Origin of the sequence: Paenibacillus thermoaerophilus, from assembly GCF_005938195.1 — a bacterium.
GTDB classification, from domain to species: domain Bacteria; phylum Bacillota; class Bacilli; order Paenibacillales; family Reconciliibacillaceae; genus Paenibacillus_W; species Paenibacillus_W thermoaerophilus.
This window is the reverse complement of sequence record NZ_VCQZ01000012.1, coordinates 77,097-97,583: the sequence shown is the minus strand read 5'-3', so window position 1 is coordinate 97,583 and position 20,487 is coordinate 77,097. Positions and strand designations below refer to the sequence as shown.

Here is a 20,487-nt window from a genome sequence, read left to right as displayed (position 1 = left end):
AGATGGATGTACGCAAGCTCAGACTGTTCGACACGTGGAGCACGCATTCCAGTGAAGACCGCGACGAATACGAGAAGGATTACGCGCGCTTGATCCAGTCGCCCGCGTTCCGGAGACTGCAGGGCAAATCGCAGGTGTTCGGCGCGGGAACCGGCGACTACTACCGAACCCGTCTGACGCACTCGCTGGAGGTGTCTCAAATCTCGCGCGAATTGGCGAAGCGGCTGCGCCGCCAATACCCGTTCCTTGCCAACAACGAGCACCCCGGGCTTACGCTGGAGCCGGAAGTTGTCGAGATCGCGGCGCTGGCTCACGACCTCGGCCACCCTCCGTTCGGTCACAAGGGAGAGGAAGTGCTCAATCGGCTGTTGACCCGAGAGCACGGCTTGCCCTACGAGGGAAACGCGCAGAACTTCCGTATCCTGATGTTCCTGGAGAAGCGGGCGGGCAGCGGGAGCGGGCTGGACTTGACCGCCGCGGTGCTGCTGGGAATCAACAAATACCCGTTTCCGCTGGGAGACACCGGACACTTGAAGGGCGTGTACCCGACGGAATGGGAGGGCATCTCCTACCTGCGCGACATATGGGGCATGCCCGAGGGCAAAGCGACGATAGAGGCGCAATTGATGGATTTGTGCGACGATATCGCATACTCCACGCATGATCTCGAAGACGGCATCCGCGCCGGAAAAATCCAGATGAACCGCAGCTTTTTCGAGGACGAATGGCTGGAAAACCACGTCATTCAGGAAATTCTCGACGATCCCGGCAACGGTCATTTGGGCTGGGAGACGATTGACCTGCGGCAGACAGTGCGCCGCGTGCTGGACGAATTCTTGCGCGAGTGGGAGGCCGTATATGCCGACTGCGGCGGCGAATCGTCCCGGGCCCGCCGGGAGATCAAGGCGCGTTGGGTCGGCAAATTCGCCCAAGGCGTCGGCATCGTCGATGATCCGGCGGGCGGCTGGAAAAAGGTGACGTTTGTCCGTGACGGCGCTACGGACTGGAAACTGCTGCGGACGATGGAAATTCTCAAGAAGCTGGCCTGGGTCACCCTGATCAAGGATTTCCGCGTGCAGCGGCTTCAGAAGCGCAGCGAAATTATGCTGGAGCGGCTCTGGGACAGCTTCAAGGAGCCCCAGGCGGGGCGGTTGATTCTGCCCCCGGATTGGATCGAGAGCTACGAGCGCCAGAAGGCGAACTGGCCGTGGGAGCGGATGGTCGCCGATTACATCGCGGGCATGACCGACGCTTACGCGGAGAAAGTATACGCCGAGCTGTTCGCGAGCCGGACGGGGTCGATCTACGAGCGGGATTGACGGTGAGGCGGCGAATCTGCCGCTTTTCCGGTTCATAATCGCCGCCGAAGATTAATAGAATGGGATAAGCAAGCGGAGCGGAGGGAACTTCGCGGCCGCGGCGAGCTTGCGTCTGACGGCCGGACGCTGGGGGGGATGACGATGAAGAGAAGCGAGGGTCATGCGGCTTCCCTGAACGAAAACAGCTTCCAGGCCGTGGCGGCGCGCTCCGTCCCCGCCATGTTAAACGCATTGGCTTCGCTGTTGTCCTCCTACGGGGACAGCTTGCTTTATTTCTCGGCCGGGACCGGAGAAGACAGCGGCACGGGAGCGCCGGCACGTCCGACGACGCCGGGGGAGGCGCTGGAATGGGCCGACTCCGCGGAAAGCCGGCTGGACATGTTCCGGCACGGTCTGTGGCTGGAGTCGGAACGAATCCGGCTGTACGCGAGGCTGGCCGGAAGCGGTTTTCTCTGCGAAGCGGGCAGCCGGGAGGAGGTCGCCTCGGCTCTCTCCCGTCTTCGATCGGCTTTGGCGCGGGCGGCGGAAGCGGTCATCCTCGCATGTTGCAGGCTGCTGGAATCCGTGAACGAAGCGGGGGACCGGAAGCATGCGTTCCGCACGCGCGGCAGGCGGTTGCTCGAAGCGCTGGAGCACCTGTTCGTCGCGGCGCGCCGGATCGCCGGCGACTGCGAGGAGGACGAGGATGCGGCGTTCCCGGCCGGACGAGGCGAACCGCACTTTGACGCGGGCGGGCTGGACAGGCTGGAACGGGCGATCGTGCGGGCGTATATGGATCATCCGCCGGCCCGGAAGTCGATGCGGGAGACGGCGGCACGCATTCGCCTCCATCTGCGGCGGGGCGCCCCGGGGCATGAGGAGAGGGAGACGGATGCGGGAACGAAGCCGTGGACCCCTTTTGCAGGCAAAGAAAAGTCCGGGGGCCGTCCGGGAGGTTAGCCTTGCCCAGTCTCAATCTCGCATGAAATACACCCTCCAAGTTGTCGGGAAGAAAGCAGCCCTCAGGCCCTTAACCTGTGGGGGCTGCTTTTTTGTGGATGCCAGTCAGCAACGCGAGCAGGACGCAAATTCATGGGGACTTGGAAAGTATCCAAAGGCATCCCTCCTTTTCGGAGGGACTTCCCCACATGTGCCAAGCGCGCCTATCATCTACCACAGGATATGTTGCGCAAGATCATCGCGCTGCCAAGAGGTTTATACTTTTAGCGAGCATCCCTTCAGGGGTTTTTTTTATTCCCAGATGTCAAGCAGATTCGTATTTTCATTTTAGTCGAAATCGAACCTTTGCTCTTTCCACGGGTCTCCATACATATGGTAGCCATTGCGTTCCCAGAAGCCCGGCTTGTCCTTGTCCATAAATTCGATGCCCCGCAGCCATTTCGCGCTTTTCCAGAAATAAAGATGGGGCACCACCATACGCACCGGATAACCGTGCTCGGGCGTCAAAATCTCGCCGTTGTGCTTCAAGCCGAAAAACGTGGTCGGTCGCAGGAAATCCTCGATCGGCAGATTGGTCGTCCAGCCATGCTCGGCGTGCAGCATGACGAATTTCGCTTCCGGCTTCAGCTTGACCCGCTGCATGACCGTCTCGACGGCGACGCCTTCCCAGATGTTGTCGAGCTTGGACCAGGTGGTGACGCAGTGAATATCGTTGCGGAACTCGGCGCGGGGCAGCTTCATAAACTCGTCGTACGTGAACCGGACTTCTTCTTCGACGAGGCCGAAAATACGAAGATCCCACTTGCTCATGTCGTTGTAGTAGGGGACGGAACCGTGGTGCAGAACGGGAAATCCGGTCGTTACCGTCTGTCCGGGCGGCACGCGGTTGTCCGCCGATGTCGGATGGGCCATAAGGACACACTCCTTGTGAGGACTTGTTAGATACATTATACCCCCAACCGCCCGATCGCTTCCAGCATACGGGGGCGCTTGCGAACGCATGGAGGCGTTGCCGGTTTTTGAAAGAGGACGATGCCCGACAAACCGGTTCCACGGGCCCTTGTCTTTGTGCTATGATAAGAAACGAGACTCAAAATGGGAGAAAAGAGCGATGAAATATAATATTCTGACATTTATTGGCGGTATTGTTGTGTTTGGCGCCGTTTTGGCGGCGGCGTGGCATTTGCAATCGTGGGTGCTGCTGTACATCGCCAGCGCGTTGCCTGTCATTCTCGTGCCGCTGATGCCCGATATTCCGAGAAAACAAGTGATCCGGCGGACCGGCGGCAAGGAGCAGTATGCGATCCGGCGGCAAAGCGGCGGCGCCGACGACGCCGGCGTGCTGCATATCGGCTTCCGCCCGGGAAGCGTCAATTGGAACAAAACGTGGCTGTGCGTGCCGTTGGAATTGATCCGCAACGCCGAGCCGTATGCGGGCGCTGCGGAAGAAGCCGTCACCTTGCCCGTCTCGGCCGGCGATTGCCGGGTGACGGGAGGACGGCGTCCGATGCTGCGCATCTCGCTTCCGTCCTTGTCCGCCCGCGCCCAAGCGCTCAACTATAAGACCCGGGAGGTTGAGCGGCTGACGCTGCGGCTCGACGAGCTGCCTCCGCTCGCGTTGAGCTTGCCGGTCCGCCGCAGCCGGTCGGCCGGCCAGAGCCGCGGAGCGGCCCTGCCGCTGAATTAACCGGCTCCGGCTGCGGACGAAGCTTGCGCTTCCGCCTCCAGATAATACAGGATCGCCCGCGTGACGGAACCGGAGCCGCCTTTCGGGTCCAGTACTGTTTCGCTCCAGAGCCACGCGGTTCCGCCCGTATCCAGATGAATCCACGGGATGTTTTCCGCAAACGCCCCGACAAACAAGCCTGCGGTGATGGCGCCCGCCCATTTCCGCGGGCTTGTCATGTTTTTCAGGTCCGCGACGTCGCTCTCCAGCATCGCCCAGTATTCCGGATAGGCGGGCATCGGCCATATTTTCTCGCCGGAGGGGGCGGCGGTCCGCAGGAACCGGTTCAGGAACGCTTCGTCGTTCGCCAGCGCCATCGTCGCGACGTCGCCCAACGCGATTAGCACGGCGCCCGTCAGCGTGGACACCTCGATCAGGCGCTGCGCGCCTTGCTCGATGGCGTACGTGACGCCGTCGCCCAGCACGATGCGGCCTTCGGCGTCGGTATTCAGCACTTCCACCGTACGGCCGGAGTACGTCCGGATGATGTCGCCGGGCTTATATGCCGAACCGGAGGGCATATTTTCCGCCGCCGGGATGACGAACACCGCGTTCAGCGGCGGCCTGCGGACGCCGAGCGCGCGGGCCACCCCGAGCAGGACGGCCGCGCCGCCCATGTCGCTGATCATTTCCTCCATGCCTTCGCCTGGCTTGATGGAGATGCCGCCGGTGTCAAAGGTGATGCCTTTGCCGACGAATCCGATGACGTCGGTCCATTCCGGCTTTCCCTGATAACGCAGCGTAATCAGCCTCGGCGGATGGGCGCTGCCTTGGCCGACCGTATACAGGCCGAGCATGCCCCGGGCGAGCAGATCCGCTTCGTCCAGCACCTCGCATTGCAGGCCGAATCGGTCGGCCAACCGCTTCGCTTCCCGGGCGAGATCGTCCGGGGTGAGCTTGTTGCTCGGCAGGTTGACGAGGTCCCGCGCGTAACCGGTCGCTTCCGCGTACAGCGCGCCCAACTCGGCGGCTTCCCGCAGGGAGCGGGCCGAAGCGGCGTCCAGCGGCGCAGCCGGTCGCAGCGAGACGCGGCGCAGCGCCGCGGGCGCGGCCTGGCCGGCGGCGGCCTTGTAGCTCGCGGGCCGGTAGGCCCCGAGCACAAGGCCCTCCGCCGCCGCCCGAGCGGCCGAGCCGAAGTCGCGGGCGGGTTCGCCCGCGGCTTCGGCGTTCGGCCGCGGCCGCGCCCACGGCGAGGCGCTGTAGGCGCCGGCGGCAGGCGCTTCCTGCGACAGCGGGGCTGTCGCAGGAAGCGTGGCCGCCAGCGCCGTCGCGCCGAGCGCCGCCGCTGCGCGGGCCGCCGCGGCCATCGCCGCGCGCAGCGCGTGCGGGCGCAGCGGGCCGGGCTCGGAGCCGAGCCCGGTCAGCAGCACGTACGGCACGGGCAGCAGGCCGCAGGTGGGCAGCCGCTCGACGGCGCCCGGCTTGCCGGTGAGCGTACCGCGCCGCTGAAGCTCCAGCACCGCCTCGGCCAGCGGGGCGGGCAGGCTGGCTGCCGCTTGGGCCGCTTCATTCGCGCGGTACGGGACAATCCACGCGTCGAAGCCGGCGGGCAGAGGCCCACGGCTGTCGCCGATGTCCCAGACGATGCCGCTCGCGCCGAATCCGGCATCCGCGCGGCCGTAAATGTGCCGCGAGCCTGCATCGGAGAAAACGTCTCCGTTTTTTTGTCCACGGGTCATAACCGATTCACACCTTTGCATCAAGTGCTCGGGCCGCCCCGGACCGCTTCCGCCGTGCGGGCGGAGGGCTGTGGGACGGCGGCTCTAAAAAAACAAGAAGTCTCCGGCCCGCGAAGGACGGGGGCAGAGGCTTCTTGGCTCGAAGATCGGCAGGGGCGGACGGGCCGGCAGACTTCCGCCGGAACGAGGCGCGACCGCGTGCCTTGTGCGGCCCATGCGAAGCTTTCCGTACGGAGCCGGCCGGTCCGCACCACGACGTTCGCTCCAAGCCGTCCTTACGCTTCTTTGGCGCGGAAATGCTCCGACCGGTAGAAGCCGGCCGCCTCGCGAATGACGCTTGCCATAGGCAGATGGTACGGGCATTTCGGCTCGCATTGCGGCTGCTCGCGGCAGGGCTCGTAGTCGGCACAGGAGATGATTTTCTCGCGGTGCTTCTCGTAGAATTCGATGCCTTTCGGCAGCAAGCCGAATTTGTCCCGCACCTTGCTCGAGATCATCACGTCCGGGATCGGGATTTCGAGCGGACAGGAGCAGTAGTTGCAGCGGCGGCAGTTGTGCTCGCCAAGCTCTCCGGACAGCGCCAGCAGCTCCTCCCGTTCCCGTTCGTCCGGTTCCGATTCGATCGCGGCGATATTTTGCCGGACTTCCTCGACGGACACCATGCCCGAGATGATCACATGCACGTCCTGGCTGTAAGGGAAGCGCAGCGCTTTGTCGACCGGCTGCACGAACCCGCCGGACAAAGGCTTCATGGCGACGCGCCCCATATCGCGGCGGATCAGCTCCGGAATCAGTTCGTCCAGGGCGAACGGCTGAACGAGGCTGAGGTGGAACAACACTTGATCGAATTTGCCGCTCTGAATCCAGCGGGCGAGCAGATCGGGGCGATGTCCCGTAATGCCGATATAGCGGATTTTGCCCTGCTCGCGAAGCTCCAGAGCGGCCCGGTACGCGCCGTTTTTCTCGTCCATCGCTTTCTTGTATTCTTCCGGGTCGTTGACGTAATGGATCTGCAACAGATCGATCGTATCCGTCTGAAGGCGCTCCAGGCTGCGCAGCATCTCGGACTTCGCGGCTTCGTATTCACGCTGGTTGGTCTTCGTCGCGAGAAAAAATTCCGATCGGCGATGCGAGATCGAGTTGCCGATAATCTCTTCGCTGTTTCGATATGCGGCCGCGGTATCAATGTAGTTGATGCCCTGATCGAGGGCGTAATTCAACGCTTCTTTCGCTTGCTCGAACGGCACGCGTGGCAAGTTCATCGCTCCGAATCCGAGCGCCGACACGTTGTGCCCGATTTTGCCGAATTGTCTGTACCGCATGTCGCGGCCTCCCCTCTGTAGCGTTTCCCCATAGCTTCCATTGTAACACAAGGGCAAGCGGGCTTCGACGCCTCGTTTCCGCTTGTCCTTCAGCGGCAAAACGAAAACAACGCAAGCCGCCTGCTCGCGATGTTGTTCCGGCTCAAGTATTACGTGTCGGGTGCGTGGCTGCCCGCTCAGAAGAAAGCGCGGATGCGGTTCACGATGCCTTTTACCGCCGATTTGATCAATCCCGGCTTGTCCTCGGGTTGTGCCGCGGTCTCGCCGCTGCCGCTCTGCTGCTGCGCTTGCGCTTGAAGCGTTTCCGCCGATTTGGCGGCCGTAGCCGACCGGAGCTCCGCCAGTTCAAAGTCGGTATAGGTGAGGAAGTCCGTGTAAAATCCGTTCACGCCGACAGCGCGAAGCGCATTCAGCTCGCCGATATCGTTGACGGTGTGGGCGTACACGACCGCGCCCGCTCCGCGGATCGCCTGCACGAGCTCGGGGGTGGCCCGCTCCGTCGGCATAGCGACTGCCTTGACGTCGTAATCCCGGATGATGTCCACCGTCTCCTGCAGCGAGTAATTGGACAGGTACAGCGAGAAGAAGAGGTGCTTGAACGGGTGGATATCCCGCACGATGCGGATCATTTCCTCGGTGTACAGCTCCGGGATGATCCGGTCCAGCAGCGCAGGGTCCGTCTTTTTCGCGGTTTGGACGATTTGCTCGAACTGGATACGGACAAGTCCGGGGTCCGTTTCCTTCGTGTCGGTGACGAAATAAACATCCGGGTATTTTTGCAGAAGCTCCACGATTTTTTTGATGCCGATCGGATTGTATTTTTCCAGGATGGGGTGGCTGACGAACTCCTTGAACGGAATCGGCCCTTCTTTGCTTTCCTCCGGCAGCGTCGGCTGCAGCTCTTCGGACGAATAGTAGTGCCAGTCGTGTCGGGCCGCCAGCTTCTCGTCGGAGGTCAGGATCAGATCGACCTCGAACAGCCGGTGCCCTTTTTCGTAATTGGCGACAAACGCTTCGTATGAATTGGTGACGGCGTAACCCGAGATGCCGCCGAGACCGTGGGCGATCAATTCGTATTGCGTCCATTCCGGCGCTTCGGGCGGCTCGCTCGCTTCCGCCTCCGCTGTCAGGACCGCTTCCAGATGATCCCAGTCCCAACCGATTCCCGGTATCGAGAGCCATCCGAGGACAGCAAAACCGATCAGACCGATCATCGTCGTTTTGAATTTCATCCCTAAGTCACGCTCCTTGCTCCAAAAAATAATCCGCGCAGAGCGCCGCGCGGGGAGAGGGACGGTTCGCGGACAAGCAGTTGGCGCGGCGCTCCGGCCGGAAGTCAAAGCCGACGAATCGCCGGTCGGCGGCTCCTCCGTCCTCCGGTTGGAGTTTGCGGCAAACGCGGCATAATGGGGTGGAGAGGACGTTTCCGCGCTCGCGCCAATCGATTGTACCGCAGAAAAATGAAAATACCATGAAAACGGCCGCCATACAAAAAATAAAGCCTTCAGACCCGCCGTTTTGCCGGGCCCGAAGGCTTTTGCGCTTTCTCTCATGCCGGGTCGGATCAAGTTCCGCACGTATTGGGCCGCGGCCGCGCCGGGCCGACTTCCGCCGGCGAAGCCTGCCGATCGATCGGGGGAACGGCGGACGGAGGCGCATCTCTCAGCCCGCGCCATATCGCCTGAAGCAATCGGCTCTCCTGAAAAGGCTTGGCGACGATATCGGCGGCCCCGCAAGCCATCGCTTCGGCGACCGTGGATTCGTCGGTCCGTGCCGTGCAGATGACGAAGCGGGCGGCCGGGTCGAGACGGCGAATCATGCGCGCCGCTGTAAAGCCGTCCATCACCGGCATCATGACGTCCATCAGCACCAGATGGGGGCGCAGCGAACGGTACTGGGCGACCGCCTTGAGGCCGTTGTCGGCCTCGCCGGCAATCTCGTGTCCGGCCGACGAGACGATCCCCCGGAGCATATGCCGAAAAAAGGCCAGGTCGTCGACAATCAGCAGACGCGCCACACCCCTCACCTCCACAAGTCCCCGTGAACCGTCGTCGAGATTCCTTCTATCTCATACACTGTACAGAAACGCGAGAACGGAACATAGAGGCGTAAGTCGGGGCCGGTGGTCACAAAAAAACGACGGATATTGCGGCTTGCGGCCGTAAAAAAACGGGAAAATTGCGACGGCGGCCGGCGGCGATTGGACCGATGGTCACAGGGGCCAATTTCTGCGCGGCTCGAAGGCCGGCCTGCGTCAACTGTAAACCGGCGAGGCGAATTGGGCCAGATAGGTGAAGTCCGGCCGGGTGGCCTGATTCAGCAAATAGGCGGATGTAAAGCTGAAGGGAACGCGGTGCCGGTTTAACGCCTGGATGATTTCCCATGCCGGACGGATGCCGAGCCCGTGTCCGTAGTAGGTGCCGTCGCCCAGATCGACGGCGTTCTCACCCTGCCATTCGGGCGTGCGCGGATTGACGTCCGGGTTGCGGAAGTAGAGGATGTCTCCCGGCAAAAAGTCGATGGTCGGCAAGGTAATGAGCCGCAGATCCCTGTCGAAATCCCAGTGGTACAAGACCAAGTTGGCGAACAAGCGGTTGAAATTCGCCTCGCCGATCGTTTCCAGCACGGCTTTGTACAGCACGACGAGCATCGCTGTCGCGCATTCGAACGCGTACATCCGGCCGTTGGCGTAGATGTCGCGAATTCCGGCGGCCGGCGAGATGCCGGGGAGGAGCTGGAAAGACTTCCGCGGCGTCAGAGCCCAGACGGATGGGTTGGTGGTGGCGTAGCGGTCCACGGCAAACCGGATGCCGCTGGCATTCAGCTCGCGTGCCGCCCTGACGATTTCCCTGCGCAAACGCAATTCGAACAGCAATTGCTCTCGGGAAGCGTAGCGGTACACCAGCCGGCTTTCGGCCAATTTCATCAGCGTCCGCTGCTCGATGGGAGTCAGGCCGGCTCCCTCGGCGATTTGCACCGGATCGGCCGGCGCGCCTGCAATTCGGATCATGGAGGAGCGTCTCCTTCCCAGAAACGGCGATGGCGCTGATGGCCGCGCGGGGCCGTTTCTGCATGGTTCTGTTCTTTATCCTATTCGGGGAAGCTGGGCGCGTGAGTAATTTCGCCCCGAAATTGCCGGGGAGGGGAGAAGCGTCACATGCGAGGGCCGTGCGGCATACAGTGGAACTACGGGAAGAAAGGAGACGGTCGCGATGTCCAAGGGAAAAGTCAAATTCAAGAAGGCCTCGAACACGGATCGGCACAGGCATACGATGCGGATCGTCTCCAGCGACGTATGCCGGCTCTGCAAGCAGCAATGCGCCAGAGGCATCGCTTATATGAATCGGATGGAGGAACCGGGGGCCGTCGGCTACGGGGTTCCGTGCATATTAACGAAGGGGCGGGCTCCGAAATAGCGCGTATAAAACGATCCCCTCCTGCGCATAGTGAGGAGGAACAGGAAAAAGCAACCATGCGCAGAAGGGGATGTCTATCGAGCATGTATCGCATACGAGCGATAAAAGCGGCCAAAGGAGCGGCACTGTTAGCCGTCGTTTTGAGCGTCCTGCCCGGCTGCGGCTCCGACGCCGTGGCGAACGAGCCGGCGCCTTCGTCCATTACCGTCACGCTGAGAGACGGCTCGGGAGCCGTCAAAGGACAAGCCGTCCTGACGGAGGCGGACGGCGGCGTCAGGATGCGAGTAACCGTCAACGGGCTCGCGCCGGGACGGCACGGCATCCATTTTCACGAGAAAGGCGTTTGCCAGGGGCCCGATTTCGCATCGGCCGGCGAACATCTGAATCCGGCCGGCAAGCATCACGGATTGGAAAACCCGGAAGGTCCGCATGCCGGCGATCTGCCCAACTTGACGGTCGATGCCAAGGGATCGAGCGACATTGTGCTGTTTTCGCCCCTTGTTACGCTGCAGGCCGGCAAGCCGAATTCGCTGCGGAAACCCGGCGGCACGGCTCTCATCGTGCACGAGAAGGCGGACGATCAGAAGACCGATCCGTCAGGCAATTCGGGCGCGCGCATGTTGTGCGGGGTTATCGAATAAGCAAAGCAAGTGCCAGACAAGAAGAAGGCCGGCTTCAGACGCGTTCCAGCGTCAGCCGGCCTTCTTGCTTATCCTGCAGGAGCAGACGCGCCCGGAAGGTGCTGCCGTCCTCGGCCATGAACCGCAGCGGTCTTGTTTTCCCGCGCGTCGCCAGTTCTTTGACCGTCGATTCCGTCAGCCATCTGCCGTAGGCGGCCTTCCAGATGACGAACTTGCAGCCCTCGCGGTAACGGGAGCATCCGTAACCTGCCCGGCCGACGATCAGCGTGCCGCCGCAGCCGGGTCGCGGGCACGGCGCGACCGGGGCCCGCGAAGGCGGCGCCGAACCGGGCGCGGACGCCAAGCTCGGCGCGCTGCCGGGGGACGAAGCCGGGGCGGGGGCGTTAGCGGCCGCTTCGGACTTCGCGGTCAGGCGGCGGCTTCCCGAGGTCTGTCCGGAAGCGTCCGGCCGGCTCCCGGCGTGGTTCGCAGCCGTATGCCCGGCGGTAGCCGCCGCCGTCCGGGATCCGCTTCCTCCCACCCTCCAATCGGCCTCTCCGCCGCGCCTGCGGCTTTTGCCCGCGCCGCCGGCCCTGCCCGCAGCGGCTCCGCCGCGGGCGCGCTTGCCGCCTCTCGCCCGTTTCTCCGGCTCTTTCAACGCGTCTGCGCCGGCCGCCGTCTGGCGGGCGACTTTCTCGACGAGCGAGGCGGCGAACCGCTTGACCTGCTCCATGAACGGGCCCGCTTCCGCGCTGCCTTTGGCGATCTCATGCAGGCGGCGTTCCCATTCGCCCGTCATCTCGGCCGAAGCGAGCACCTCGACGCCCGCTGCGCGCACCAGCTCGATTGCGGTCCGTCCTTTGGCCGTTGCGGTGAGCGTCTTGCCCCGCATCTCGATGTATCCGACCTGCTTCAGGCGTTCGATGATGGCCGCGCGCGTCGCCGGCGTGCCGAGGCCGCGTTCTTTCATCAAGTCGCGGACTTCCTCGTCCTCGATCTCCCGGCCCGCGCTTTCCATCGCCTTCAGCAGCGTGCCTTCCGTGTAAGGCTTCGGAGGCTGCGTTTCCTTGTCGATCGCCACCGCTTCGACGCAAGCGACGCCGCCGCCCGCCATCAGCGAGAACGGCCGGTCCGTTTCCTCCAGCAAGGCTTCATCCTGGTCGCTTTTGCCTCCGTCCCGCGCCTCGGCGTCGGCGTTTTTGCCGTCCGCGCGTTTTTTGCCTCCCTTGCCCCGCCCGCCGCCTTGCCCGGCATCGAGCGATTCGTAAACCTTTTTCCAGCCGGGCTCCAGACGTTCCTTCACCTTCGTGCGGAACTCGTCGTCTTCGACGACCGTCGTGACGGCATGGAGCCGGTATCGGGCCGGCGGATAAAAATGCGAGAGAAACCGCCGCACGATCAGATCGTACAGCTTCGCTTCGTCCGGAGTCAGTCCGGAAGCCCGCTTGGGCGTCGGCAGTATGGCGTGGTGATCGTCGACCTTGGCGGGGTTGACGACGCCCTTGTTGCCGGGGTGAACCCGGGCCGGCTCCGCTTCGCCGGCAAGCTGCCCGTAAGCGGCGTCTGCGCGCAGCATGGCCAGCGCCCGGTGCATGTCCGGCACGTTCTCCGGGTTCACGAAGTTGGAGCTGGTCCTCGGATACGTGATGACTTTGTGCTTCTCGTACAGGGACTGCGCGAGATCCAGCGTTTTCTTGGCGGGGAAGCCGAACCGGCCGTTCGCTTCGCGCTGGAGAAGAGTCAAGTCGTAGAGCCGGTACGGATATTCGTTCGACTCCTTGGCCTCGTACCGCGCGACGGTCCCCGCCTTGCCGCGCACGCGTTCGGCGATCGCGGCGGCTTCCTCGCGGGAGCGAAGCCGTTCGCCGATGCGGCGTCCCCTGTAGACGGTGTCTCCCTGCCGGAAGACCGCTTCCACCTCGGAGTACGGCTCCGGAACGAATTGCTCGATCTGTTTGTCGCGCTCCGCGATCAGCGCCAGCACCGGCGTCTGCACGCGGCCGACGGACAGCAACGCCTTGTGCCGGATCGTGAATGCGCGCGACCCGTTCATGCCGATCAGCCAATCGGCTTCGCTGCGCGCGCGGGCCGCCGCCGTCAACGATTCGAAATCCCGCCCGTCGCGAAGCTCGCGGAAGCCGCGCCGGATCGTCTCCGCCGTCAGGTCGGAGATCCAGAGCCGTTTGACGGGCTGGCGCAGCTTGAGATATTGCTGGATATAGGCGAAGATGAGTTGCCCCTCGCGTCCCGCGTCGCAGGCGTTGACGATCAGGCCGCAGCGCTTGGCCAATTCGCCGATCGTTTTGAGCTGCTCCTTCGTCCTGGCGTTGGGCACCAGCTTAAAGGAGGACGGGATGATCGGCAGATCCTCGTAGCGCCAAGCTTTGTATTTCGCGTCGTAGGCCTGCGGCTCCGCCAGCGTCAGCAGATGGCCGATCGCCCAGGTGATGATATAGGATTCGCCCTCGATGTGAGTCCGCCCGCCGCGCGCGCGAGGCTCGATGGCGGCGGCGATGCTGCGCCCCATATCGGGTTTTTCGGCGATAACGAGCGTCTTCGTCGGCTGCGTCATAATTGTCCCCGCTTCCGTTTCGTATCCTACTTATTGTAGGAAGAGGCGGAATAGAATTCAAGATCGGACGGAAGCGGCCGGCCTTTAGCGGGACAACGTGCGTACCGGAAGCGGGCCGCCGCCGGGGGAGGGGGGCGCGCTTGGTCGGATGAGGGAGCGGAGCGCTGACGGGATACGGGAGCGAATGGTCGCGGGCGCGCTTGGTCGGATAAGTCGATAAAATCGACTTGCGCGATGGAGAAGCGACGGAGAAATTACGGAAAATCAACGGGGGAAACGATGGAGAAGCAACGCGAGAAGCGGCGAGCGGGCGGCCAAAGGCCGGCGGAACGCCGACGGATCGCCGCGGTGTCGCCGCGGCCCGAACAGGGACTTCTCCCAAGCCGCATGCATCGTCCGGCTTCGGAGAGCCCCGGTCGCGTCGGGCTTATTTCCCCGCTTAATGGCTCGGAAATTGCGATTTGTATCCCTGGAACTGCTGCGCCTTTTGCGAGATTTGCTGCGGATCGGCAGCTTGGAGCTTATACCAGCCTTTGTTGAACATCAGGTTGAACATCTTCGCCTGCAGCTCGTGAACATCGTTCAGCGTGGCCTGAATATCCTGATGCAGCTTCGGCATTTGCATCTCGCACAGAGCCGTATTGTAGCCGTTCGTCAAATATTTTTCGTACGCCAGCATATCGTTGATCCGGTCGCGGTCGGAAAATTCGGGCCCCTGAGGGGTTTGTTGCGCGCTCGCCTGAGGCGCTTGGATCGTGGTTGGCATGTTTTGTTCCTCCTTGTTGCTGGATCGCGTTATTGCAAGTGGCTCAAAATCGTGTTGTAATGCTGTTGATGCTTGGCTGCGGCTTCGCGCAGCAACTCGTTGATTTCGGCGTCCTGGCATTCGCCCATGTAATGGCTGCATTTTTTAACGGCCAGAAGCTCCCAGGATAAAAAATCCTGGATGTAGCTTAACTCTTTGTCCGTCAACTGGTTGCGGTTCGAAGTCGTGGGGCCGGCTGTCATCGAAGAATTTCCTCCTTGTCGTGAAATGGTTGCCGTACGCAACATTTAGCTTGCGCAGACCAAGCGGGGAATATGTGAGAAACTGGTTGGGGAGGACAAACGATGGAACCGGTTCAACGTTCAGACCGGACGGGGCAAGAGGGGCTTCCGCAAGGCGGGCGGAGGTTGTCCCGTAAAATGATTCATGCTGCCGCGCAGTTGTGGCGGTTCGGCTGGAACCAGGCGCTTTCTTGTCTGTTTCCCGCCGTCATCTTCGGGGCGCTTGCCCTAACGAAGGCCGTCGACCTTCCGTGGCTCGGACGATACGACTGGCTGCTTCTCGTCTGTCTGGCCGCCCAAGCCGGGATGCTCCTGTCGGGGTTGGAGACGAAGGACGAATTGAAGGTGATCACGGCGTTCCATCTGATCGGCCTCGCCCTGGAGCTGTTCAAGGTGCGGATGGGGTCCTGGTCGTATCCCGAGGAGGCATATACGAAGGTGTTCGGCGTGCCGCTGTACAGCGGGTTTATGTATGCGAGCGTCGGCAGCTATCTTTGCCAGGCATGGCGGCGGTTTTCCCTGAACGTCGACGGATGGCCCCGGCCCTATGTGGCGGTTCCGCTCGGCGCGGCGATCTACCTCAATTTTTTCTGGCACCATTACATTTGGGATTTGCGCTGGTATTTGACCGCGGCGCTGTTTTTCGCTTTCGGCCGGACGGTCGTGTCGTTTCGCGTCGGAGACGAACGGTACAGGATGCCGATGGTCGTCTCGTTCGCCCTGATCGGATTTTTTATCTGGCTGGCGGAAAATATCACCACGTTCCTCGGCGCATGGCAATATCCGGATCAACGGGACGGCTGGCAGCTCGTGCATCTGGGCAAGTTCAGCTCCTGGTTCCTGCTTGTGGTGGTCAGCGTGCTGATCGTCGGCCAATTGAAGGTCGTGAAGGCGGGCAGACGGGCTGCGGTCGGCGCGGACGGCCGAGAGCCGCGATAAAGCCGCAGCCAGACCGAACCGTACGGCATTTGCGGCCGGTTCGGCGAGTTATGGTATGATGAAAGGAAATCGGACAAGACACGGAGAGGGGAATGCCGAAAATGGCAAAAGAAATCGTGCGTTTGTGGGAAGGCGCCGCTCCATACGGAACGGGCGGGGAAGACGAATTTCAGCCGTATCTGGAAGCGTACCCGCCGGAACGGGACGGAGGCGGTCCGACGGGAGCGGTCATCATCTGTCCGGGAGGCGGCTACGCGCGCCGGGCGGAGCATGAAGGCGAGCCGGTCGCCCGCTGGCTGAACGGGTTGGGCATCGCGGCATTCGTGCTGCATTACCGCGTGAGCCCCGCCCGCCATCCCGCGCCGCTGGAGGATGCGCTCAGGGCGATCCGGATCGTCCGCGGCGGAGCGGAGCGCTGGAACGTGAAGCCCGACCGGATCGCGATGCTCGGCTTCTCCGCCGGAGGGCATCTGGCTTCGTGCGCGGGCACGCTTTGGGACGAAGGCCGGCCCGATTCCGAAGACGCATTGGAGCGGGAGATCAGCAGCCGGCCCGATCATCTTGTGCTGGGCTATCCGGTCATCACGAGCGGCATCTACCGCCATGCCGGTTCGTTCCAGCACTTGCTCGGCGACGAGCCCGATCCGGCGCTGATGGAACTGCTGTCGACGGAGCGCCGCATCGACGGCCTTACGCCGCCGACGTTCCTGTGGCATACGGCGGACGACGCTTCCGTGCCGGTCGAGAACGCTTTGCTGTTCGCGACGGGGCTGCGGAAAGCGGGCGTGCCGTTCGAACTGCACGTGTACGAGAGCGGCCGCCACGGACTGGGGCTTGCCCTCGATCACGACCAGGCGTATCCGTGGTCGGAGGCATGCGGCCGTTGGCTGATCCGGCAAGGCTACGGAAGGGCGTAAGGCTATGAACGCCGAGCGGAACGGGAACGCCGGAGAGATCGTTCTCCGGCCGTTGGGAGAAAGGGTGCTGATTGTCGAGGCGCCTTTTCTCGAACCGGCCGAGGCCCGGCCGTTTATGCGGCGCCTGCTCGCCCGGCTGGAAGCCCGGCCGATAGACGGGTGGATCGAAGCCGCCGCCGGGTTCGCTTCGGTCGCGGTGTATTACGATCCGATCCGGTTCGCCGATACCCGGACATGGTCCGGCCAGCCTGACCGTCCGCAAGAGGAGCGCGTCCTCCTGCGGACGGCAGCCGCAGCGGGAGGGCGGCAGGCCGGCCGCGGCGGACGCCCGGGCGAAGGGGCGGTGGCGATCGTGCTGGAGGCGTCCAATCCCGGTCCGATCTTGCGCGCATTCGCGGACGAGCTTGCGGCCGTCGCGGAGGAGGCGTGGATCGGGGAGGAAGAGGACGGGAGCGGGCGTCTCGTCCGCATCCCGGTCCGTTACGGCGGCGCCGACGGCCCCGATCTGGCGGACGTGGCGCGGTATCACGGCATAACGGAAGCCGAGGCGGTGAGGCTTCACAGCGAGGCGGAGTACGAGGTGGCGATGCTGGGCTTTGCTCCGGGCTTCGCGTACCTCGACGGCCTGGCCGAAGCGCTGGCGACGCCCCGGCTGGACGAACCGAGGCTGTCGCTGCCGGCCGGGGCCGTCGGCATCGGCGGCGCCCAGACCGGCGTCTACCCGCTGGCTTCGCCCGGAGGCTGGCGCTGGATCGGCACGACCCCGCTGGCGATGTTCGATCCGCTGCGGGAGCCGCCCGCTCTGCTTCGCGCCGGCGATCGCGTGCGGTTTGTGCCGATGGCGGACGGGGAGGTGGCCGGCCATGAACGGGACCGGGCGTAGCGGCGGCTTCATCCGCGTGCTGAGACCGGGCCTGGCGACGTCCGTGCAGGACCTCGGCCGGCGCGGCTACCGGTCCGTCGGCGTGCCGGCCGGAGGCGCCGCGGACCCCTACAGCCTGCTCGTCGCGAATCTGCTCGTGGGCAACGCTCCCGATTCGGCCGCGCTGGAGGCGACGCTGGCCGGCCCCGAGCTGCTGTTCGAGGAGGCGGCCGTTGTCGCTGTGACGGGAGCGGACTGGTCGCCCGCGGTGAACGGCAGGCCGATCCCGATGTGGCGGCCGGTCGCCGTGCCCGCGGGCTCGCGGCTCGCCTTCGCCGCGCCCGGCGGCGCGGCGGGCGCGCGCGCCTACGTCGCGGTCGCGGGCGGCCTCGACGTGCCGCAAGTGCTGGGCGGCCGCGGCGCTTATGCCCGCGCCGGCTTCGGCGGCCACGAAGGCGGCCGGCCGCTGGCGGCGGGCGACCGGCTGGCGCTGGGCGAGCCGTCCCCGCCCGTCCGGGCGCGGCTCCGTGCGGCGCTTGCCTGCTGGGCTGCCGCCGGCGGGCCGCCGGAACCGCTCGCGCCCCGCTGGAGAGCGCCTCGCGGTCGGCTGTCCGCCCCCGCAAGGTTGCGAGCCGTGCCCGGCCCCGAGGCCGCGCGGTTCAGCCCGCAGACCCGCGAGGCGTGGACGCAGGCGACGTACCGCGTGCTGCCCGCCTCCGACCGCATGGGCTGCCGCCTGTCCGGTCCGGCGATTCTGCCGGCGGAGTCCGTCCAGATGTACTCCGGCGCCGTCGTCTTCGGCACGGTGCAAATTCCGCCGAACGGCCAGCCGATTCTGCTGCTGGCGGACAGCCAGACAACGGGCGGTTACCCGAGGATGGCCCAGGTGATCGCCGTCGACCTGCCGGTTGCCGGCCAATTAAAGCCCGGAGACGAGGTTCGGTTCGAGTTCGTGACGTACGCCGAAGCGGAGAGGCTGCTGCTGGAGGCGGAGGCCGACAGGCGCGAGCTGGCCGCAGGCATTCGGCTGGCGCTGGCGTTCGGCGGCGGCTGGTCGCCCGTATGACGCGCGCCGGGAAGGATAACAAGGCGCATAGGCGGGCGCTTCACAATCCGCGACAGGGGGATGTTAGCCGATGAAGACGATCGATTTGAATTGCGACATGGGCGAGAGCTACGGCGTCTACCGGCTGGAGCTGCCGGACGAGGCGCTGGAGCTGATCAGCTCCGCCAACATCGCCTGCGGCTATCACGCCGGCGATCCGGCGACGATGAGGCGCACGGTGAAGCGCTGTCTCGAACGCGGCATCGCCGTCGGGGCCCATCCGGGCTTGCCGGATCTGGCAGGCTTCGGCCGGAGGCGGATGGACGTCTCGCCGGACGAAGCGTACGAACTGACACTGTACCAGATCGGCGCGCTGGACGCGTTCGTCCGCGCCGAAGGTGGACGGCTGTCGCATGTGAAGCCGCACGGCGCGTTGTACAACATGGCGGCGGACGATGCGCGTCTGGCCGAAGCGATCGCGACGGCGGTCGCCCGTTACGACGATTCGCTCGTGCTGTTCGGGCTGTCCGGCAGCGAGCTGACGGCGGCCGCCCGGCGAGCCGGATTGCGCGCGGCGGAGGAAGCGTTCGCCGACCGCGCCTATATGCGCAGCGGCCGGCTCGTTCCCCGTTCGATGCCGGGAAGCGTGCACGAGGACACGCGGGCCGTCGCCGAACAAGCGCTGGCGCTTGCGCGCAATGGGGCCGTCCGGGCATGGGACGCGCCGGAGACGGTAGCCGTCCGGGCGGATACGCTGTGCCTGCACGGCGACGGTCCGCATGCGGCGGAGCATATACGGGCGGTGCGGCTCGCGCTGGAGCAAGCGGGCTTCTCGATCCGCGCCCCGGGGCGGTAATCCGGTCTCGGTCGCGTTTTTACGCGTACGGCGGAGGCGGACAAAATATCTATAAAGAATCTTTACGGCTCTCCGCTCCAAAATTTTCCTTGTGCAGCCAGGGGATGCCCCCCTATAATGGATGTATGCGAATAACGAAACGACGGAAAGGGGATGGACGGAATGATCAAGACAACCGCATCGATGACGAGCGCTTGGCCTGACCAAACCGAATATCCCGCCATCCGGGCGCTTTCCCGACATGCCTGTTTATAAGCTGGAACCGGCACGATGGCGACGTCGTGTTTTTTTATTCGCATTTTTCCGCCGAAATCCAAATTCAACCAAGGAGGTGTGAACGATGCAAACTCATCAGGATTCCCGCGCGACACAGATGGCCATGCGTTTGGCGAACACAGGGAGAGGAGTTTTCATTCGTGACGTACAAAAATGGAAAGGATTTTCTACCGCCTAGATTGCTTCGGGAACTGCAGGAGTATATCGACGGCGAAATCGTTTATATCCCGAGAAAAAGCGAAAAGCGGGCAGGCTGGGGTGAAAACAACGGAACCCGGCTGGTCATCCAGAAGCGCAATCAGGACATCTACCGGCAATTCATGAACGGGTCTTCGGTTCGCGATCTGATGAGCCGCTATCACCTGTCGGAGGACAGCATCCGCAAAATCGTATGCAAAATGAGAGGCGCCGCCGCCAAAGCGGCCGAGACGGTCGCGCAGTGAACGGAAGGGCGCCGATAAGCGGGGGCGATACGCATGCCGCGAGGGGAAAACCCGATCTGGGTCTTCGTCTACGGAACGCTGCTTCCGGGGGAAATCAATCATGGCGTCCTGTCGCCGCATGCGCTGGAGTGGTGGCCGGGAGCCGTACGCGGGCATCTGGTCGACGTCGGCCCGTATCCGGCGCTCGTCCCCGGTACGGATGGCCGGGTGACGGGCCAATGGGTAAGAATCGCCCCGGAGGGATTAAGGCCGCTGGACGAGCTGGAATTGTTCCGGGGCATCGAGGAACCCAACGAATACGAGCGCGTGTGGATCAAAGATCTGGAGACCGGTCGAGCCGGCTGGACGTATGTGTGGCCGGACGATCGGGGATTCGCCGTTATTCCGGGAGGAGACTGGCCGTCGTACCGCACCGCGCGCGGAGAAGCGAAGCAGGTGTTCCGGCCCGGATATTTGCAATTTTGACAGAACCGCAGCGGCTTTGCCGTCCGGCACGACCATCGTCGGAC

At 63.7% G+C, this 20,487-nt stretch carries 21 protein-coding genes; 12 read left to right on the top strand and 9 right to left on the bottom strand.

Annotation, left to right across the window (positions count from 1 at the left end; all coding sequences use genetic code 11):
• Nucleotides 1-2 precede the first annotated feature (2 nt).
• Nucleotides 3-1,319, top strand: coding sequence for a deoxyguanosinetriphosphate triphosphohydrolase family protein (locus tag FE781_RS10165; RefSeq protein WP_138789510.1), 1,317 nt, complete (start codon nt 3-5; stop codon nt 1,317-1,319).
• Nucleotides 1,320-1,460: 141 nt separating this feature from the next.
• A complete protein-coding gene (locus tag FE781_RS10160) occupies nt 1,461-2,258 on the top strand; it encodes a hypothetical protein (protein WP_138789509.1) in 798 nt (265 codons plus the stop codon).
• A gap of 327 nt (nt 2,259-2,585) precedes the next feature.
• Here the strand turns inward: FE781_RS10160 and FE781_RS10155 are convergent, their stop codons facing one another.
• Nucleotides 2,586-3,170: a sulfite oxidase-like oxidoreductase gene (locus tag FE781_RS10155; RefSeq protein ID WP_138789508.1), complete on the bottom strand. Its 585-nt coding sequence runs from the start codon at nt 3,168-3,170 to the stop codon at nt 2,586-2,588.
• A gap of 199 nt (nt 3,171-3,369) precedes the next feature.
• Between FE781_RS10155 and FE781_RS10150 the strand changes: the two genes are divergently transcribed.
• The gene (locus FE781_RS10150) at nt 3,370-3,945 is read left to right on the top strand and encodes a hypothetical protein (RefSeq protein WP_138789507.1); all 576 of its coding nucleotides are present in this window, start codon (nt 3,370-3,372) and stop codon (nt 3,943-3,945) included.
• On the opposite strand, the gene FE781_RS10145 is transcribed toward FE781_RS10150, so the two are convergent.
• The 5 genes from FE781_RS10145 to FE781_RS10125 all read right to left on the bottom strand — a co-directional run bounded on the left by FE781_RS10145 (nt 3,942) and on the right by FE781_RS10125 (nt 9,995).
• Nucleotides 3,942-5,663, bottom strand: coding sequence for a leucyl aminopeptidase (locus tag FE781_RS10145; RefSeq protein ID WP_170209506.1), 1,722 nt, complete (start codon nt 5,661-5,663; stop codon nt 3,942-3,944). The genes FE781_RS10150 and FE781_RS10145 overlap by 4 nt on opposite strands.
• A gap of 275 nt (nt 5,664-5,938) precedes the next feature.
• Nucleotides 5,939-6,985, bottom strand: coding sequence for an aldo/keto reductase (locus FE781_RS10140; protein ID WP_138789505.1), 1,047 nt, complete (start codon nt 6,983-6,985; stop codon nt 5,939-5,941).
• A 176-nt stretch (nt 6,986-7,161) separates the two neighbouring features.
• Nucleotides 7,162-8,217, bottom strand: coding sequence for a phosphatidylinositol-specific phospholipase C/glycerophosphodiester phosphodiesterase family protein (locus tag FE781_RS10135; RefSeq protein ID WP_138789504.1), 1,056 nt, complete (start codon nt 8,215-8,217; stop codon nt 7,162-7,164).
• A 332-nt stretch (nt 8,218-8,549) separates the two neighbouring features.
• The gene (locus FE781_RS10130; protein WP_211346339.1) at nt 8,550-9,002 is read right to left on the bottom strand and encodes a response regulator; all 453 of its coding nucleotides are present in this window, start codon (nt 9,000-9,002) and stop codon (nt 8,550-8,552) included.
• A gap of 237 nt (nt 9,003-9,239) precedes the next feature.
• Nucleotides 9,240-9,995 (bottom strand): protein-glutamine gamma-glutamyltransferase, encoded by a 756-nt coding sequence (locus tag FE781_RS10125; protein WP_138789503.1) that lies wholly within the window; start codon nt 9,993-9,995, stop codon nt 9,240-9,242.
• Between the two features lie 202 nt (nt 9,996-10,197).
• Here FE781_RS10125 and FE781_RS10120 point away from each other — a divergent pair, with 202 nt between their 5' ends.
• Nucleotides 10,198-10,401: a hypothetical protein gene (locus tag FE781_RS10120; RefSeq protein ID WP_138789502.1), complete on the top strand. Its 204-nt coding sequence runs from the start codon at nt 10,198-10,200 to the stop codon at nt 10,399-10,401.
• An 83-nt stretch (nt 10,402-10,484) separates the two neighbouring features.
• Nucleotides 10,485-11,042 carry a superoxide dismutase family protein gene (locus tag FE781_RS10115; protein ID WP_138789501.1) on the top strand — a complete coding sequence of 186 codons (558 nt, stop codon included), beginning with the start codon at nt 10,485-10,487 and terminating at the stop codon, nt 11,040-11,042.
• Between the two features lie 34 nt (nt 11,043-11,076).
• Here FE781_RS10115 and FE781_RS10110 read toward each other — a convergent pair whose 3' ends face one another.
• The 3 genes from FE781_RS10110 to FE781_RS10100 form a co-directional block, all read right to left on the bottom strand.
• Complete coding sequence (locus tag FE781_RS10110; protein WP_138789500.1) at nt 11,077-13,593, bottom strand: type IA DNA topoisomerase; 2,517 nt, start codon at nt 13,591-13,593, stop codon at nt 11,077-11,079.
• A gap of 439 nt (nt 13,594-14,032) precedes the next feature.
• The gene (locus FE781_RS10105; RefSeq protein ID WP_138789499.1) at nt 14,033-14,359 is read right to left on the bottom strand and encodes a spore coat protein; all 327 of its coding nucleotides are present in this window, start codon (nt 14,357-14,359) and stop codon (nt 14,033-14,035) included.
• A gap of 29 nt (nt 14,360-14,388) precedes the next feature.
• Nucleotides 14,389-14,601: a hypothetical protein gene (locus FE781_RS10100; RefSeq protein WP_138789498.1), complete on the bottom strand. Its 213-nt coding sequence runs from the start codon at nt 14,599-14,601 to the stop codon at nt 14,389-14,391.
• Between the two features lie 177 nt (nt 14,602-14,778).
• Here FE781_RS10100 and FE781_RS10095 point away from each other — a divergent pair, with 177 nt between their 5' ends.
• From FE781_RS10095 to FE781_RS10060, 7 genes are all read left to right on the top strand, one after another.
• Nucleotides 14,779-15,579 (top strand): DUF817 domain-containing protein, encoded by an 801-nt coding sequence (locus tag FE781_RS10095; RefSeq protein WP_138789544.1) that lies wholly within the window; start codon nt 14,779-14,781, stop codon nt 15,577-15,579.
• 101 nt (nt 15,580-15,680) lie between these two features.
• Nucleotides 15,681-16,496: an alpha/beta hydrolase gene (locus FE781_RS10090; RefSeq protein ID WP_138789497.1), complete on the top strand. Its 816-nt coding sequence runs from the start codon at nt 15,681-15,683 to the stop codon at nt 16,494-16,496.
• 4 nt (nt 16,497-16,500) lie between these two features.
• Nucleotides 16,501-17,379 (top strand): 5-oxoprolinase subunit PxpB, encoded by an 879-nt coding sequence (pxpB, locus tag FE781_RS10085; RefSeq protein WP_170209505.1) that lies wholly within the window; start codon nt 16,501-16,503, stop codon nt 17,377-17,379.
• Nucleotides 17,360-18,424 (top strand): 5-oxoprolinase subunit C family protein, encoded by a 1,065-nt coding sequence (locus tag FE781_RS10080; protein ID WP_138789496.1) that lies wholly within the window; start codon nt 17,360-17,362, stop codon nt 18,422-18,424. The genes pxpB and FE781_RS10080 overlap by 20 nt, the downstream gene beginning before the upstream one ends.
• Nucleotides 18,425-18,494: 70 nt before the next feature.
• The gene (locus FE781_RS10075; protein ID WP_138789495.1) at nt 18,495-19,259 is read left to right on the top strand and encodes a LamB/YcsF family protein; all 765 of its coding nucleotides are present in this window, start codon (nt 18,495-18,497) and stop codon (nt 19,257-19,259) included.
• Nucleotides 19,260-19,675: 416 nt separating this feature from the next.
• Nucleotides 19,676-19,978 (top strand): CD3324 family protein, encoded by a 303-nt coding sequence (locus FE781_RS10065; protein ID WP_138789493.1) that lies wholly within the window; start codon nt 19,676-19,678, stop codon nt 19,976-19,978.
• Nucleotides 19,979-20,011: 33 nt separating this feature from the next.
• Nucleotides 20,012-20,443 (top strand): gamma-glutamylcyclotransferase family protein, encoded by a 432-nt coding sequence (locus FE781_RS10060; RefSeq protein ID WP_138789492.1) that lies wholly within the window; start codon nt 20,012-20,014, stop codon nt 20,441-20,443.
• Nucleotides 20,444-20,487 lie beyond the last annotated feature (44 nt).